The sequence below is a fragment of the Maribacter polysaccharolyticus genome, assembly GCF_028882255.1.
GTDB lineage: Bacteria > Bacteroidota > Bacteroidia > Flavobacteriales > Flavobacteriaceae > Maribacter_A > Maribacter_A polysaccharolyticus.
This window is the reverse complement of record NZ_JARBUY010000002.1, coordinates 12,342-27,155: the sequence shown is the minus strand read 5'-3', so window position 1 is coordinate 27,155 and position 14,814 is coordinate 12,342. Positions and strand designations below refer to the sequence as shown.

General features: G+C 43.4%; 10 protein-coding genes. 1 reads left to right on the top strand and 9 read right to left on the bottom strand.

The genetic code is table 11. The annotated features are described in order from the left end of the window. Positions 1-72: 72 nt before the first annotated feature. Genes PHU20_RS06160 through PHU20_RS06135 form a run of 6 tightly spaced genes read right to left on the bottom strand, consistent with a single transcriptional unit; the run spans position 73 to position 8,739 of the window. Complete coding sequence (locus PHU20_RS06160; RefSeq protein WP_274824485.1) at positions 73-1,386, bottom strand: quinol:cytochrome C oxidoreductase; 1,314 nt, start codon at positions 1,384-1,386, stop codon at positions 73-75. A gap of 20 nt (positions 1,387-1,406) precedes the next feature. Continuing rightward, positions 1,407-1,985 (bottom strand): c-type cytochrome, encoded by a 579-nt coding sequence (locus PHU20_RS06155; RefSeq protein WP_274825167.1) that lies wholly within the window; start codon positions 1,983-1,985, stop codon positions 1,407-1,409. A 10-nt stretch (positions 1,986-1,995) separates the two neighbouring features. Then, positions 1,996-2,517 carry a DUF3341 domain-containing protein gene (locus tag PHU20_RS06150; protein ID WP_274824484.1) on the bottom strand — a complete coding sequence of 174 codons (522 nt, stop codon included), beginning with the start codon at positions 2,515-2,517 and terminating at the stop codon, positions 1,996-1,998. Positions 2,518-2,523: 6 nt separating this feature from the next. Beyond that, the gene (gene nrfD, locus PHU20_RS06145) at positions 2,524-4,251 is read right to left on the bottom strand and encodes an NrfD/PsrC family molybdoenzyme membrane anchor subunit (RefSeq protein WP_274824483.1); all 1,728 of its coding nucleotides are present in this window, start codon (positions 4,249-4,251) and stop codon (positions 2,524-2,526) included. A gap of 33 nt (positions 4,252-4,284) precedes the next feature. Next, a complete protein-coding gene (locus PHU20_RS06140; protein ID WP_274824482.1) occupies positions 4,285-7,377 on the bottom strand; it encodes a TAT-variant-translocated molybdopterin oxidoreductase in 3,093 nt (1,030 codons plus the stop codon). A 30-nt stretch (positions 7,378-7,407) separates the two neighbouring features. Beyond that, a complete protein-coding gene (locus PHU20_RS06135) occupies positions 7,408-8,739 on the bottom strand; it encodes a cytochrome c3 family protein (RefSeq protein ID WP_274824481.1) in 1,332 nt (443 codons plus the stop codon). A 233-nt stretch (positions 8,740-8,972) separates the two neighbouring features. On the opposite strand from PHU20_RS06135, the gene PHU20_RS06130 reads away from it, so the two are divergent. Continuing rightward, positions 8,973-9,341, top strand: coding sequence for an SPOR domain-containing protein (locus PHU20_RS06130; protein ID WP_274824480.1), 369 nt, complete (start codon positions 8,973-8,975; stop codon positions 9,339-9,341). Between the two features lie 35 nt (positions 9,342-9,376). Here PHU20_RS06130 and infB read toward each other — a convergent pair whose 3' ends face one another. The 3 genes from infB to rimP are packed head-to-tail and all read right to left on the bottom strand — an operon-like array spanning position 9,377 to position 13,954. Beyond that, positions 9,377-12,205 carry a translation initiation factor IF-2 gene (gene infB, locus PHU20_RS06125; RefSeq protein ID WP_274824479.1) on the bottom strand — a complete coding sequence of 943 codons (2,829 nt, stop codon included), beginning with the start codon at positions 12,203-12,205 and terminating at the stop codon, positions 9,377-9,379. Between the two features lie 41 nt (positions 12,206-12,246). Continuing rightward, entirely contained in the window at positions 12,247-13,479 is a 1,233-nt protein-coding gene (gene nusA, locus PHU20_RS06120; RefSeq protein WP_274824478.1) for a transcription termination factor NusA, read from the bottom strand. Positions 13,480-13,492: 13 nt separating this feature from the next. After that, positions 13,493-13,954, bottom strand: a complete 462-nt coding sequence (gene rimP, locus PHU20_RS06115; RefSeq protein WP_274824477.1) for a ribosome assembly cofactor RimP — start codon at positions 13,952-13,954, stop codon at positions 13,493-13,495. Positions 13,955-14,814: the final 860 nt, after the last annotated feature.

Below are 14,814 nucleotides of genomic sequence, written 5' to 3'. Positions count from 1 at the left end.
AATAATGGGTTAAAACATTGATCCCACACCACCCAGTGTTTACTGGGAAGTACGGGATCCAAACTTTTAAAATTAATAATGAAAATGTCTACTCTCTTCAATAAACGGATTGCGCTTGGGTTGAAGAGGCGCTTTGGTCAATGCCGTGAACACCCAGAAAATAAATAATCCGGCAAAGAACAACACCGATCCGATTTCAGGAATACCGATAGACCATTGATCGCCTACGGTAGACGGCATGATCATGTTGTAAATATCCATATAATGACCTGCTAAAATAAGAATACCCGTAAGGATGACGAACCAATTGACCCTTTTAAAATCACTGTTCATCAACAACAATAAAGGCAGTACAAAGTTCATCACGACCATTCCAAAGAATGGAAGCTTATAATCCTGGATTCGGGTCACATAATAGGTAACCTCTTCAGGTATATTGGAGTACCAGATAAGCATAAACTGTGAAAACCAAAGGTAGGTCCAAAAGATACTGATCCCGAACATGAATTTCGCCAAATCGTGAATATGGCTATTGTTAACCTCTGGCAAATAATCCTTGGATTTCAGATAAATCGTAACCATGGCTATCACCGTGATGCCCGAAACGAACATACTTGCAAAAACATACCAACCGAAAAGGGTACTGAACCAATGTGGATCGACACTCATGATCCAATCCCAGGACATCATGGATTCGGATATCAAATAGAACACCAAAAAGGCAGCAGAAATCCTAAAGTTCAATTTAAAGTTGGTGTCATCATCCGATTCATCTTGCTTTAAAGACAACTTTCTTGAATATTCCCGATACAAAATCCAACCTCCCAAGAACACAGCGGCACGTACCAGGAAAAACGTTGGGTTCAAATACCCTGCTTTACCTTGTAAGAGGTGGTCATGGGCGACCACATCGGCATCCATCCAAACAAACAGATGATTCATATGCATTACCGATAATACCAAGATAACGAAGACCACTATACCTCCAGGCACCAAATACGATGTAATACCCTCCATTACCCTGAATAACAAAGGCGACCAACCTGACTGCGAAGCCCGTTGTATGGCATAAAAAGCCAAAACCCCCAATGCAATCATGAAAAAGAAGAATGCAGCAACATACAAAGCTGACCATGGCTTGTTTTGCAATTGATGCAATACATGTTCATCGTGTGCGGCATCGTGGCCCTCGGCATGATGTTCCCCTTCCCCACTTACCATTTCATGCGATGCCTCTTCGGCATGTGCATCACCATGACTGGCCACAATGGCCTTAGCTTCCTCAACCGTGCTTGGGGCTGACATAAATCCTATTCCGATACCCAATAAGCCCACAATCATCATTATGAAAGAAGCCATTTTTAGTCTGCTTGAAAACGTGTACATATCTTAATCTATGTATTATTTTATAAATCTTGTTTCAATTTCATTACGTATTCGGCAACTTGCCAACGTTCTTCATGGTTCAATTGTACAGCATAAGACCCCATGGAGTTTAAACCATAATAAATAACATGATACGTACTACCGACCGTAATGTCGCGGGCTGCATCGGCATAATTCGGCACACCCAATATCTTTTCCCTTTTTACCAACGTACCTTGACCATCCCCTTTCGTTCCGTGGCAAATAGCACAATAGATATCAAAAAGTTCCTTTCCCTTGGCCAAGTTGGCCTCGCTATTCAAGGAGTCCAACGGACTTGTATTCGACCTTGAAAGTTCTTTTCCCTCCATGGTATTCTCGAAATCATAGGGCATCCACCCTCTGGGAATCGTATTGTCTGGTGGCAACATGGCTTCAGACACCCCTTTGAACAAAGCAATCCTTGTTACATCCTCCTCATTGAACCCTTGATAGGTCTCATAGCCAACAGGTTCATACATGTTAGGCATGTACTGATAATTAGGTCTATTCTGGTCGGCACATGAGGCCAACAACAGTACCGTTACAAATGCTATTCCTACTTTAATAAAATCGTTCATCATCTTAGGACTACTTTTCTGAAACATTGATTTCCACCGCACCGGTATCCATCAATAAGTTCTTTAATTCATTTTCGTTGTCATGAATGGCCAATTCCATCACAAAATGGTCATCGGTCGTTCTTACATCGGGATTCTCCGCTTTTTTAAAAGGCCACAATCTACTTCTAAGGTAAAACGTAATCACCATTAAATGCGCGGCAAAAAACACCGTCAATTCGAACATGATAGGAACAAAGGCCGGCATGTTCTCCAAATAACTGAAACTGGGCTTACCACCTATGTCCTGTGGCCAATCCTCGATCATGATGAAATTCATCATGAGTATCGCTACGGAAAGACCGACACAACCGTATAAAAACGAAGTAATGGCTATTCTGGTCGGTGCCAGACCCATGGCCTTATCCAACCCATGAACCGGAAAAGGACAGTACACTTCCTCTATATGATGCTTGGCGCCCTTGACCTTTTTGACCGCGTGCATCAGCACGTCGTCATCATTGTAGTATGCATGTATAACTTTAGATGCCATATCTTCTTACTTGTTATTTAATTTTTTTGCTTGACCTGCCCAATCATCACGTTGTGCCCTACCGGGAAACGAACCAGTAATGGAATCCAATAAATCATATTCCTTCTCGGTCATTCGACTGACCTGGGCAAAAGTAAATATCCCTATTTGATTCAAGGTCTTTTCCATTTGGGGGCCAATACCTTTCACCTTTTTAAGGTCATCCGCTTTTTCCTTTGTCGCATCGAAGGTACCAAGGGAGTCCAAAAGACTTGATACATCTTTTTCTGTATCCTTTGGAGCCTCTTCTGCTTCTTCTTCCACGACTTCTTTCCGGATAACGGTATCGGCACTGATTTGATACAAAGGCTTACCTGCTTCCCTTAACTTCTTATATTTCTCCCCTGAGGATTTCAAAATGGTTTTCACCTCTGCTTGGGCAATCACCGGGAAGGTCCTTGAATACAAAAGGAAAAGTACAAAGAAGAAACCTATCGTACCTATGAACGTACCTATATCGATAAAAGTAGGTGAGAACATACTCCATGAAGACGGCAAGTAATCCCTATGTAAGGAAGTAACGATAATCACGAACCTTTCGAACCACATTCCGATATTCACGATAATCGAAATAAAGAAGGAGAACATGATGCTTGTACGCAACTTCTTGAACCACATGAACTGTGGTGAGAAAACATTACAACTCATCATGGCCCAATAAGCCCATGCATAAGGCCCTGTGGCCCTATTCAAGAAAGCGTATTGCTCATATTCCACTCCGGAATACCAAGCCATGAATAATTCGGTGATATAGGCACATCCGACTATCGAACCCGTGATCATGATCACGATGTTCATCAATTCGATATGCTGTACCGTGATATACGCTTCCAAACCGGAAACCTTTCTCATGATGATCAACAAGGTATTTACCATTGCAAATCCGGAGAATACCGCCCCTGCCACAAAATATGGTGGGAAAATCGTGGTATGCCATCCCGGAATAACGGAAGTTGCGAAGTCAAAAGATACAATGGTATGCACCGAAAGTACCAAGGGAGTCGCCAAACCGGCCAAAACCAGGGAAACCTCCTCAAAACGTTGCCAGTCCTTCGCACGACCTGTCCAACCGAAACTCAATAAACTGTATATTTTCTTTTGGAAAGGCAACACGGCCCTGTCACGTATCATCGCGAAATCGGGTAATAGACCTGTCCACCAGAACACCAATGAAACGGATAAGTAGGTGGAAATCGCAAATACATCCCATAGCAATGGGGAGTTAAAGTTCACCCAAAGCGACCCGAATTGGTTTGGTATGGGCAATACCCAATAGGCCAACCAAGGACGCCCCATATGGATGATGGGAAACAGACCTGCCTGAACCACTGAAAATATGGTCATTGCCTCTGCAGAACGGTTGATCGCCATTCTCCATTTTTGCCTAAACAGCAAAAGAACGGCAGAAATCAATGTTCCTGCGTGACCTATCCCTACCCACCAAACAAAGTTGGTAATATCCCAAGCCCAGTTTACGGTTTTGTTCAAACCCCAGGTTCCGATACCCGTAGAAATAGTATAAATAATACAACCGATACCCCAAAGGAATGCTGTCAAAGCTATGGAGAATACTATCCACCAATGCTTATTGGCCCTTCCCTCTACAGGAGCGGCTATATCAACAGTTACATCATGATAGCCTTTGTCTCCAAGTACTAAGGGTTTTCGTATAGGTGCTTCGTAATGCGACGCCATAATCTTTTATAGTTACTTTGCTAAATAATATTTTTACGCTTCGTTGTTATTTCTCACTTTAACGTGATAGAACACATTTGGTTTTGTACCAATATGCTCTAAAAGGTGGTACATACGATCACTTTGTTTCAACTCAGCGACCTTACTCTCCTTATCATTGACATCACCGAATACCATTGCCCCATTATCACAAGCCATGGAACACGCTGTCTGGAACTCACCGTCTTTGATCACCCTTCCATCCCTTTTGGCATCAAGGATGGTCTTTTGTGTTTTTTGGATACACATGGAGCATTTTTCAATAACCCCTCTTGAACGGACAGTTACATCCGGATTGATGACCATTTTACCCAAATCATTGTTCATATGGAAATCGAACTCGTCATTATTATTGTACAAGAACCAGTTGAACCTACGAACTTTATACGGACAGTTGTTCGCACAATATCTTGTACCCACACATCTGTTGTATGCCATTTGGTTTTGCCCCTGACGTCCATGGGATGTCGCAGCAACCGGACAAACGGTTTCACAAGGCGCATGGTTGCAATGTTGACACATTACAGGCTGAAAAGCCACTTGTGGATTCGCAGCAGGACCTTCCAATTCCCCAAAGCCGCCCAAAGATCCTTTTTCTCCGGACAAACCATCGAATTCTTCCTTTTTGGTGTTATCGGCCTCGAAAGTATCTTCAGAAGAATAATACCTATCGATACGCAACCAATGCATATCCCTGGAACGTCTTACCTCTTCCTTACCTACGACCGGAACATTGTTCTCTGCACTACAAGCCACTACACAAGCCCCACAACCCGTACAGGCATTTAGATCGATGGACAGGTTGAAATGGTGTCCTATTGAACGATCAAAGCTATCCCATAAATCCACGGACGTAGCTTCTACCTCTTGATGGTTCAATGAGACCATCGGAACTTCATTCCACTCAGCGTGATCTTTTGTATTAAAGATCTCCAAAGTGGTTTCTTTTATTATATCGCCCCTACCCATAAGGGTATTGTGCAATTGGATACATGCGAACTCATGCATACCAGCTGACTTTTCAAGGGTCACTGACTGTACATTGTTGAATCCTTGATATAAGGGATAAGCATTGACACCGGTTTTCATCTCCTCTTTCATACCCACCGTACGGCCATAACCAAAAGACAAACCTATAGACCCGGGAGCCTGACCTGGCTGAATCAAAACAGGAACACCATCCAAGGTCACCCCATTCACGGTCAACTTGGCATAACTACCATCCAATCCTCCGTTGGCGGCATGCTCATTGATCAATCCCAAGTTTGCGGCATCCGCTTTGGAAACCGTTACATAATTGTCCCAGGACACCCTGGATATCGGATCGGGAAATTCCTGCAACCATGGGTTTCCGGCCTGTTGCCCATCACCCATACCTACCTTGGAATACAAAGTAAGTTCCAAACCTCCGCCACTAACGGATTTGGAAAGACTATTGACTGCTGATGAAACATCCACTACAGAGACATCGGTCTCCCCACTATCATCGATCGTATCCGCAACCGGAACATATACCCCATCATGCAGGGCCTGGTTCCAGTCACCACCGCTCAACACCTCAGTATTCCATGTTTCCTTTATATAATCGTAATACCCCTTATCACTATCCATCCAAGCCAACAAGGCACTTTGGAACTGTCGGGTATCAAAAAGTTCTTTTATCGTTGGCTGTATAAGACCATAGTGGCCTTTTTTAATTTGTGTATCGCCCCATGACTCTAAATAATGATTCGCAGCAGCGGCATAAGGCACGCTTTCACAAGTTTCATTCCAATTGGCAGTAAAGGTAACCGACAGATCCACTTTACTAAGTCCTTCGGCGAAATCAGCAGCATTAGGCAAGGTATACATCGGGTTCACCCCATCCATGATCAACGCACCAACACGACCGGCTTTCATATCGGCCACAAGGGCATCCAAACTTTCAACACTACCTTGACGTACATATTTAGGAGCCTTGGCATCAAAAGCCTTACTTCCCAAACTTTCGTTGATCGCCAGGACAACGGCTTGCGCATTTACATCCTGCAACCCGGTAACGACAACGGCAGCGCCTTTATTTTTTTCTATCTCCGCCACAACACCATCAATGGCCTGTTGTGCATATTCTGGGATTTCACCCCCAACGGAAGAGCCATTTAATTTGGCGTACAACTTGGCAAGTGCCACTTTTTGTTGCATTGGGGTCAACGGCACACGTTTATCGGCATTTGCACCGGTCAAAGACATATTGGCCTCAAACTGCACATGCTTGGACATTTTACCATCCTTTGGTACGCGCCCTTTGGAATACCCGCTACCATATCCGCCTCCTTGCCAATCCCCTAGAAAATCGGCACCGAAAGAAACAATGACATCCGCTTTCCCAAAATCATAATCAGCCAAAGCCCTTTCACCATATCGGGCTTCGAAGGCCGACAAGGCAGCATCTTCCGAAATAGCATCATAAACCACATGGTTCACGGCTCCGTACATTTCTGAAAATTCAGCTATCAATTTGGAAGTTGACGGACTCGCATAAGTCTGGGTCAATAAAGCAATCTGCTTACCAGTACCCTTTAAGGCATTTAATTTAGCTTTTACATCGGCATCCAGGGAATCCCATTCTATAGGCTCCCCGTCTTTCATCGGTCCTTGTAGACGTGTACTATCATATAGCGACAATACCGACCCTTGGACCCGGGCATTTGCACCCCCATTGACCTTCGCATCCGTATTGTTCTCTATTTTGATCGGCCTACCCTCCCGGGTTTTTACCAAGATACTTGCAAAGTCAAAACCATTCGCGATGGTCGTGGCATAATAGTTCGCCACCCCAGGTATGATCCTTTCCGGCTGAACGACATACGGAATGGATTTTTTTACCGGACCTTCACAAGCTGCCAAGGATGCCGCAGCGGTACTAAAACCGACATACTTTAAAAAATCCCTTCTATTGGTACTTGTCGAAGACAAATTCTCTTTGTCCCCTAAAAATTCATCAACAGGAATTTCCTCGACAAACTCGTTTTGTCTTAGCGCCTCAACAATGGAATCGTTTGGATTTAACTCCGCTTCGCTTTTCCAATATTTTTTGTTTGATGCCATACTATATCTGTAATTAGCTACTTTATTTTATTAATAATGACATTTTCCACATTCCAAACCACCCATTTGGGCAGCAGTAAGCTCCTCGACCCCATATTTCTTGGAAAGCTCTTCATGTATTTTCGCATAATATTCATTGTCCTCAACCTTTACATTGGTCTCCCTATGACAGTTGATACACCATCCCATGGTCAGCGGGGCGTATTGGTACATGATCTCCATTTCCTCCACGGGACCATGACAGGTCTGGCACTCAATTCCCGCTACCGAAACGTGCTGTGAATGGTTGAAGTAAACCAAGTCGGGCAGATTATGAATCCGCACCCACTCTACAGGTTTACTTTCGCCCGTATAGCTTTGGTTCTCTTCATCCCAACCAACAGCCTTGTATAATTTCTTGATTTCACCCGTATAGAATTCGTTCGTATACCCGTTGGCCAAATCCTCTTTGGAAGGCCCTTCGGCATTACCCTTGTATTCGTAAATAGATTTGTGGCAATTCATACACACATTCAAGGAAGGTATTCCCGAATGCTTAGAAGTACGGGCCGATGAATGACAATACTTACAATCTATTTTATTGTCACCCGCATGTATCTTATGGGAATAATGAATCTCTTGTATAGGCATATACCCTTGATCTATACCTACCTGCATCAACCAACCATAAGCAAAATATGCCCCTGACAGCAACAGCAACACCACGGTAACCAAAACCAAGAACTGATTCTGGGCAAATGCTTTCCATAAAGGCAGGCCTTTTTCCGCCTTTTCCCGTTCCAAATCCAAACCATTGGCAACGGCAATTCGCTTTAAGGTCCTTTGCACCAACACCAACATCATGACCAAAAGCCCAAAAATAATCACAAGCGCCCCTAAAATCAACTCATTGGATATGCCGGACGACGCCCCGCTTACCTCCTCTGCCACGGCAGTTTCAGCAACCACCGGTGCCGGTGGCGGTGCAGCCGTATAAGCCAAAATATCATCAATATCGGTATTCGACAATGTAGGGAAAGGAGTCATCAGCGCCTGGTTATACTCACCGAACACCTTATTGGCATAGGCATCCCCGGATTTTATAACCCCCGAACTATTTTTTACCCAAGCATAGATCCATTCCCGATCCAAGCCTTCATCCTCACTCAATCGCGATTCAACATTGGCCAAAGCAGGCCCCGTCATTTTTCTGTTCAATGCATGACATGCTGCACAATTCTGATTAAAGAGTGCCTTACCTTTTACCGGATCACCCCCGGCAGCTTCATCCTGCCCAAAAACAGTACCGGAAAAAAGTAGGAAAACTACTAGACTAAAACCAAAAACCCTAGAAATTTGATTGCGGTATGTTACCTTTTTCATATATAGAATATTTCAATCGAAATTTTGGCACGGTTATTACTATAATAAAGGAAAACACATTCAAAGAAACCGTACCTGCAATGAAGGCAAAAATAAGGATTAGACTTTATTTGCAAAATGTTAAGGTATTGATAATCTTAATTTATATTTAATCTAAATAAGAGGGTTGCACCTACCTTTATCATTAAAAATTTACTTTTGTAAAATCAAAAAAACACAATAACTATATCATAATGAAGACATTCATAATTTTAGGGCTGATGGCATTCTCTTCAACCATTGCGTTATCCCAACAAGGCAACATACAAATTGAGCAAGACCATCGGATAGGGGAATTATTGAATATTTACAAATTATCCAATGAAAGCCACGAATATTACAAGATACAAATAGGTTTTGGATCTTATGCTGAAGCACAAGAACTTAAGGAAAATGTGGAAAACGACTTCCCCGATCTTTTTTCCAAAATAGATTTTGATTCCCCGACCTATCGGGTTCGGGTAGGACGTTTTAAAACAAAGCTGGAGGCAGAACGTAAATTTATCGAGGTCCGCGCAAAATATCCGGATGCGATGTTATTAAAACCAAAAAAATCGACTTGATCAAGTCGATTTTTTTTTGATATGTTGTTACCTGCTTATTTTGACTTCAGTTTCTTCTTGACCTCTACTTCCTGGAAGGCCTCTATGATATCCAATTCTTTGATATCATTGTAGTTCTTAACCTGTAATCCACAGTCATAACCTTTGGCCACTTCCCTAACATCATCCTTAAATCGTTTCAACGATGCCAACGTTCCCGTATAAATTACGACCCCATCGCGAATAAGACGAATATTGGAGTTACGGAATATTTTACCATTGGTCACCATACAACCTGCAATGGTACCGACCTTCGATATCTTGAAGGTCTCGCGAATTTCAGCCGTACCGGTAATTTCCTCCTTCATTTCCGGAGAAAGCATACCTTCCATCGCATCCTTAAGATCATTAATGGCGTCATAAATGATCGAATACATACGGATATCGATCTCCTCTTTTTCTGCCACCATCCGTGCATTACCCATAGGCCTCACGTTAAATCCGATAATAACGGCATCGGAGGCGGAAGCAAGAAGTACGTCGGACTCGGTAATAGGACCAACACCTTTATGTATGATATTCACTTGGATTTCCTCAGTGGATAATTTCTGGAAGGAATCGGTCAAAGCTTCAACCGAACCATCCACATCACCTTTTAGGATAATATTCAATTCCTTGAACTCGCCCAGGGCAATACGCCTACCGATTTCGTCCAAGGTAATATGACGTTGTGTACGCACCGATTGTTCCCGCTGTAATTGGGACCTTCTGGTAGCGATTTGCTTTGCTTCACGCTCATCTTCCAACACATTGAACTTATCACCCGCTTGTGGGGCGCCATCCAACCCAAGTATTGAAATGGGGGAAGAAGGCCCTACTTCATGGGTATCTTTACCTCGTTCATCCTGCATGGCCTTAATCTTACCACTGCAAGTACCTGCCAACACATAATCCCCTATTTTCAGGGTACCCGCTTGGACCAATATTGTTGAAACATAACCTTTTCCTTTATCCAAAAAGGCCTCTACAACAGTACCTGAAGCCAATTTATCCGGATTCGCCTTCAACTCCAACAATTCCGCCTCAAGCAGTACTTTTTCCAAGAGCTCTTTTACCCCTGTCCCGGCTTTGGCCGAAATATCCTGGGATTGGATCTTACCTCCCCAATCCTCTACCAATAAATTCATTTGGGCAAGACCCTCCTTGATCTTATCGGGATTGGCCGTTGGCCTATCTATTTTATTTATCGCAAATACTATGGGCACCCCAGCTGCTTGCGCATGGCTAATGGCCTCCTTGGTTTGCGGCATGATGTCGTCATCGGCAGCAATAACGATAATGGCAATATCGGTCACTTGAGCACCACGCGCACGCATCGCCGTAAAGGCCTCGTGACCCGGAGTATCCAAGAAGGTGATTTTTTGTCCATTAGAAAGCGTCACTCCATAAGCACCTATATGCTGGGTAATGCCCCCACTCTCACCTGCAATAACGTTTTCTTCCCGAATATAATCCAACAAAGAAGTCTTACCATGGTCAACGTGTCCCATAACGGTCACTATCGGCGCCCTTGGTTTTAAATCCTCGGGTGCATCCTCGGCCTCTACGATACTTTCCTCGATATCCGCGGTTACGAATTCAACCTCATAACCAAATTCATCAGCCACTATCGACAAGGTTTCCGCATCCAACCTTTGATTCATCGTTACCATAATACCCAAAGACATACAGGCGGAAATAATTTCCGTAGTACCTACATTCATCATGGTCGCCACTTCACTTGCCGTTACGAACTCGGTAACTTTAAGCGTTTTGCTTTCCAGTTCTTGTTGTTCAAGATCTTTTTCGGTCTGTTGACGGTGCTGATCCCTTTTATCCCTACGGTATTTTGCCCCTTTTCCTTTTTTGGATTTCCCTTGGAGTTTCTCCAAGGTTTCCCGTACTTGTTTTTGCACATCTTCTTCAGATGGCTCCACCTTGTTTACGGTAGCAAAACGTTTACCCCCTTTTCTGTTTCCAGGACCTCCACTTCTTGGTACTGAACTACGGCCAGGGGCACTCCCCGGCTTACTGACAATCCTTTTCCTTCTTTTCTTCCTGTCCGCATCCCCGGAAGTCTTGGGCTCTTCTTTTTTCTTCTTTGGCCTATTGAATTGGCTAAGGTCGATTTTATCACCCATTATCTTAGGACCGCTAAGTTTTTGATATTGGGTTTTTATCTTTTCTTCCTTCCTGGGCTCTTCACTTTTTACAGCTTGGGCGGGTTCTTTGGCCTTCTCTTCTTTCGGGGCCACCGTTTTTGGTTTTTCAACCTTATCAACTGCCTGTGGCGCAACCTCCTTGACCGACTCCGTTTCGGTCTTTTCTTTTGGCTGTACTACCTCTTGAGCTTCCTGAGGTTCTTGCTTTACGACCTCTTCTTTTTTAGGCTCTTCTTTTGGAGGTACAATTTCCGAGGGCTCCTCTTTCTTGACCTCCTCGGTTTTTTTCACGATTTCGGGACCGCTCTTTTTCTTTGGATCCAAATCTATCTTACCTACAGTTTTAGGTCCGGCAAGCTCGACTTTGGCCTTAATGATTCGCTCAGAGGCCTCTGCCCTTTTCTCACGAGCCAAACGCCGCTCTTCCTGCTCTTGCTCAACTTGTAATCTTATGGCTTCCTTCTCTTTCCTTTTTTCCTCCCCGACTTCTTTAGAGGCAACCTTCTTGCTCATATCGGTCTGGAACTCATCCAATAGCACTTGATGTACCTTCTCGGATATCTTTGTAGTGGGCCTAGCCTCAACCTCATGACCCTGTGACTTTAGGAAATCCACTGCCCTGTCCAAAGAGATATTGAGCTCCCTTAGTACCTTATTAAGTCTAATTGTTGCATTGTCTGCCATAAATATTACTTCCTTATTCTAAAACTGCCGCTAATATATAGCTAATCTTCTAATTCTTCTTTAAGTATACGAACAACTTCCGAAATCGTTTCCTCTTCCAAGTCCGTTCTTTTTACTAGATCGTCCACATCTTGCTCCAATACGCTTCTTGCAGTATCCATACCGATTTTCTTGAACTCCTCGATGATCCAAGCATCGATTTCATCCGAAAATTCGGTCAATTCCACATCTTCCTCCACTCCTTCGCGGAACACATCTATTTCATAACCCGTTAGCTTCCCGGCCAATCGGATGTTATGACCGCCCCTACCTATGGCCTTGGACACTTCCTCTGGCCTTAAGTAAACCTGTGCAGTCATTTTCTCGTCGTTTAGTTTCACCGAAGAAACCCTAGCAGGGCTCAAAGCCCTAGTTACCAACAATTGTGGATTGTTCGTCCAGTTGATAACATCAATATTTTCATTGCCCAATTCCCGAACGATACCATGGATACGGGAACCTTTCATACCCACACAAGCCCCAACAGGATCTATTCGATCATCGTAGGAATCAACGGCAACCTTCGCTTTTTCCCCAGGAATACGTACGGCTTTCTTAATAGTAATCAAGCCATCGAAAACCTCCGGAATTTCCTGAAAGAAAAGTTGCTCCAAAAAGCGGGGGGAACTCCTGGACATGATGATCGTCGGCTTATTTCCCTTAAGCTCAACACTTTCGATAATACCCCTTACATTATCCCCTTTTCTAAAAAAGTCAGAAGGAATCTGACGATCTTTCGGCAAAATGATCTCATTGCCCTCATCATCCAATAATATAACCGCCTTATGTCTGATATGGTGTACCTCGGCCGTGTAAATTTCACCTTCAAGATCCTTAAACTGCTTATAAATGGTCGTATTGTCGTGTTCATGGATCTTGGATATCAGGTTTTGACGCAAGGCCAAAATCGCCCTTCTTCCCAAATCGATCAATTTCACTTCCTCGGAAACATCTTCACCGACCTCAAAATCAGGTTCGATTTTCCTCGCTTCCGACAATGAAATCTCCTCATTGGGCTCTTCAACCTCTCCATCTTCAACAACGACCCGGTTTCTCCATATCTCCAAATCCCCTTTATCCGGGTTGATGATAATGTCAAAATTATCATCAGAACCGAATTTCTTCTTAAGCGCATTTCTAAAAACATCCTCCAAGATCGCCATAAGAGTAACCCTGTCAATGAACTTATCATCCTTAAATTCCGAAAAAGATTCAATCAGCGCAATATTTTCCATCAGTAAACTACAATTAATATTTTAATATAACTTTTGCTTCTTTGATTTCAGAAAATAAAATCCCCTTTTTTTTCTGAACCGTTGTTTTCCCTTTTCCTATGGGTTTGGGTTCCCTTGCTTTCCATTCGAGTTCAATACCCTCATCATTGGCCTCGGCAAGTGTACCTTCATACTCTTCTTCCAAGGTCCGCACTTTGATTTTACGGCCAATATTCTTTTTGTATTGGCGCGGATCCACCATTGGGGAAGCCGCTCCCGAAGAGGTTACGGTCAAGGAAAAATCTTCCTCTTCCCTATCCAGGTTATGCTCAATGGCCCTACTCACTTTAACGCAATCCTGGACACTGACTCCATTGTCCCCATCCAACACCACATGAATACTGTTATCCGCACCCATGGTGAAATCTATCAAAAAGAGTGATTCGTCCTGGGCCAGGGCATCGCTCAAAAGGGCCTTAACTTTATCCTTCAACATAATTTTCAGTAACAAAAGAGGGGACAAATTGTCCCCTCATGAATACTTTAATATCCTTTCAGTGGCACAAATATACAACATTTTTACAATCCACAACAAGCTTACTATCAAGATCCGGACTATAAATTCACCTTCTACTTTAATGTACCGCACAAATACTTATCCCAACCTTTGGAACATATACATACCTATATCCAAATTCCCATACATTAAAAGGCGGCTACTGAAACCAAGTCACTACATCAATTGATATTCTTTGATTGGCAACCCCACAGCACAACACCGTTATGACGCTGCTGCGACCTAAAAAAGATCGGTTCATGGCTAATGGAACCCAAATCCACAAACCACATCATAAAATACGTTATTAAAGGAACTACGGTTGTTTTTCCCGAAAAAAAATCCAAAAAAAATCCCGATATCGAAAGACATCGGGATTCAATTCAACTTGTTGGCCTACTAGGACTCCCTTCGACGCCGCTCAGGATAAACTTCTCGTCCTAAGCTTGTTCCTAAATGAAAAAATCCCGACATCAACGGACATCAGGATTTAATTCATCTTGTTGGCCTACTAGGACTCCCTTCGACGCCGCTCAGGATAAACTTCTCGCCCTAAGCTTGTTCCTAAATGAAAAAATCCCGATATCAACGGACATCGGGATTTAATTCAACTTGTTGGCCTACTAGGACTCCCTTCGACTCCGCTCAGGATAAACTTCTCGTCCTAAGCTTGTTCCTAAATGAAAAAATCCCGACATCAACGGACATCGGGATTTAATTCATCTTGTTGGCCTACTAGGACTCCCTTCGACTCCGCTCAGGATAAACTTCTCGTCCTAAGCTTGTTCCTAAATGAAAAA

What these genes read in the sequence shown, in the direction of transcription:
- PHU20_RS06130 (WP_274824480.1), top strand. Translation starts at nt 8,973, where the DNA reads ATGAAGACATTCATAATTTTAGGGCTGATGGCATTCTCTTCAACCATT.
- nrfD (WP_274824483.1), bottom strand. Translation starts at nt 4,251, where the DNA reads ATGGCGTCGCATTACGAAGCACCTATACGAAAACCCTTAGTACTTGGA.
- PHU20_RS06150 (WP_274824484.1), bottom strand. Translation starts at nt 2,517, where the DNA reads ATGGCATCTAAAGTTATACATGCATACTACAATGATGACGACGTGCTG.
- PHU20_RS06140 (WP_274824482.1), bottom strand. Translation starts at nt 7,377, where the DNA reads ATGGCATCAAACAAAAAATATTGGAAAAGCGAAGCGGAGTTAAATCCA.
- rimP (WP_274824477.1), bottom strand. Translation starts at nt 13,954, where the DNA reads ATGTTGAAGGATAAAGTTAAGGCCCTTTTGAGCGATGCCCTGGCCCAG.
- PHU20_RS06155 (WP_274825167.1), bottom strand. Translation starts at nt 1,985, where the DNA reads ATGAACGATTTTATTAAAGTAGGAATAGCATTTGTAACGGTACTGTTG.
- PHU20_RS06135 (WP_274824481.1), bottom strand. Translation starts at nt 8,739, where the DNA reads ATGAAAAAGGTAACATACCGCAATCAAATTTCTAGGGTTTTTGGTTTT.
- PHU20_RS06160 (WP_274824485.1), bottom strand. Translation starts at nt 1,386, where the DNA reads ATGTACACGTTTTCAAGCAGACTAAAAATGGCTTCTTTCATAATGATG.
- nusA (WP_274824478.1), bottom strand. Translation starts at nt 13,479, where the DNA reads ATGGAAAATATTGCGCTGATTGAATCTTTTTCGGAATTTAAGGATGAT.
- infB (WP_274824479.1), bottom strand. Translation starts at nt 12,205, where the DNA reads ATGGCAGACAATGCAACAATTAGACTTAATAAGGTACTAAGGGAGCTC.